Below are 2,482 nucleotides of genomic sequence, written 5' to 3'. Positions count from 1 at the left end.
GCTCTTCATCGCAGACGCCCCGCGCTCGTTCGATGTCCGCCAGGGCAATTTGGACGGTTCAATGGAGCTACGTCTCAGCAATTTTCTGCTTGCTTTCGAGAAGTGGATACGGCGCCTGCGCCCTGCTGTTCAACCGACTGATCAACCAGAGGCTGGCCCTCGATAGGAGAAGCACAATTGCCCAAGGGCGGCGTTCTTCCATATCCAGCAACCCAGTCAGTGGGATCAAGCCCCTAGAGCGGCGGCGACTCTGCATGGCGGAGAGTGAGACACCTGTCCAACGTCATAAGTATGGAAAACGACTGGCGGAGGATGGTCAGGGCAGGCGAATGGCACCGCACTGCGCAAATGATCAGTCGCCAAGCTACCGGTCATTTCCTTTGGTGCTTTGCCGCGCAGCCCGTATGGCGTGCCCCGCGAGAGCCTCGGCTGCCAAAAGCGCGTCTTTCAAAGACGGAAACGGGCGCCTCAAGTCCAGAAGAGCGCGGCCTGCATCCGGAGTAACGGCAAGCAGCACCCATCGATCAGGGGCGTCTTGCCAAACCTCGGCCAAATACCCTGTGTCCTCCGTCGCCAAACGAACGGAATAGAACCGGTCATCCGATTGATCTGTCCCCAAGCCACCCTCCACACCTAATTGGGCCGGCCCCACCCCTGGGCCCAGCACGTCACTCAGCCGATTGTATCGCCCAAGAAGTGTGTCCCAACACATCGAGCACGGCCTCCGCCCCGCCGGCGGCGTCCCAGATGTTAAGCAAGCCTTTGTTCACCTCCGCCGCCACCTTCTCCAGCTGAACTAAGTTGTGGAGTGGTCTAAAGTGCCGCTGCACTGCCGCGTGGACATCAAACCTAGGATCTGCGTCCTCATCCACAGACACGTCCTCATCCAGCGGGACTGGGCTTGAGCTTGGAGTCAGGAGCTGGCGCTTGGCCTCGAACAATGCGTTGACGTGTATCCACGGCTCTTGGTTGTAGTCCACGTCCACCCCAACCTCGTGGCCAATCAGTTCCAGCTTGCGGAGCACGGCCTTCTCCACAAGGGGCTTAGCGCCCGAAGCCCAGCGGTCGGGGAACAAATCCGGTCCCAGGGTCTGGCAGAACGCCTCGACCGCGAAAGCCGTCAGAACGACGGCGCCGGTAACCACGTGCAGCTTGGATGCGCCCTGTTCGCGGGCTGCCCGTCTCAGAACCCGGGCAGCGTGGTTCAGCTCTGGCCACGGGTGATAGGAAGCTTCACCCACCGCTCTAACCTTCTTCTTGATGTTCACTCGCATGCCCCCCCTTTCCGGCGGCGGGAGTATGCCAGACGGCATGGCGCTTCTCACCCCGTCCAGCGGGCGATTCCCTTCAAAAATGTGACGCGCATCGCCTGGGTTTTTAGCGGCGCCGAGCACCAACGTCACTTTCGGAAGACCCTTCCGATGGGCCCGGTTTGACATCTTGGTCGCCTCAGTCGGCGTTCGGATTCCACGTTCCATTACCCATCAGGGCAGACGCTAGCCCGCTCCAACCTGCATCGTCAGCTAGGCGGTCGCCGAGTCCGTGGTCCGAAAGAGGGCTGTGTCGGTTCCCAAGCTGTCGAGAACACGCTCGTTGCGGCTCTTTGGCGAACATCGTCCGGGGACTGCCCACAACCCTTCTTTGTTTCTTTCAACCTCCCACTCTGCCTCAGCCAAGGACAAATGATGGAGGTGAGGCCGACGGGCAGCCCGATGGATGGCATCGGCTAGCGCTTCCATTTCACTTCCAAACCAGCGGTAACCGTTGACGCAGATGGCGATGGGCTGATCCGACGGATGCGGATAATGCGGGAGGATCTCCTGCATCTGCTCTGCGGCTATCCCGACGGTGAGGTCCAGGAACATGGGCGTAGAAGCCCAATGAGCCATCGCGGAGCGGGCACTGGGGGTCATAGCTGATCCAAAGGGAGACCGGGGATGAACGGCAATAGTCCGATCGCGGGAGTACAGAGGCCGTGAGCGTCTCCATACTCGATAACACCGCTTTCGGTGGGGCGACTCATCCCCCTGCCTCGTGACCTTCTGTTTCCACCGCTTCCGGCGCCGAGGCAGCCCCTCCTGTGCTGCCCTCGGAAGGACCCTTCCTCAGTCCCTGCAGTGCCGCCAAAACTACCATCAAACCTTGATCGCTCTCCAAGGCCAGGTCATAGCGACTGCGCCGGGAGTGGTCGCGCTCGCTTATCCATGCCCGCCCACCCACCCCCAAGATGAAGTCAGTTGCGTCCATTAGCGATTCAAGGCGGGCGGCACGTGACTTGCGATCCAACTCTGCCTGATGGGCTTCAACCAGGGTCAACCTGCCTGAGAGAAACCATTGCCGTGGGCCGCCCGCCACGGCCTCGTCCCCCAAGTAGCCTTGCCGCAAGGCACTTCAGTAGCTGAGCAGTATCCAAGAGCCTCAGCCGCTTTTCTTCCCGGGTCAGGTATGGGGTTCGTTGTCCAGGCACGAATGGACCCGGATG

General features: G+C 60.8%; 1 protein-coding gene. It reads right to left on the bottom strand.

Annotation, left to right across the window (positions count from 1 at the left end; genetic code table 11):
• Positions 1 to 668: 668 nt before the first annotated feature.
• Positions 669 to 1,268: a hypothetical protein gene (locus ACXJKH_RS18590; RefSeq protein WP_457321577.1), complete on the bottom strand. Its 600-nt coding sequence runs from the start codon at positions 1,266 to 1,268 to the stop codon at positions 669 to 671.
• Between the last annotated feature and the right edge of the window lie 1,214 nt (positions 1,269 to 2,482).

Source organism: Stenotrophomonas sp. P5_B8 (genome assembly GCF_054049855.1).
The sequence above is the reverse complement of the archived record's forward strand: the minus strand, read 5'-3'. Positions and strand labels throughout refer to the sequence as shown.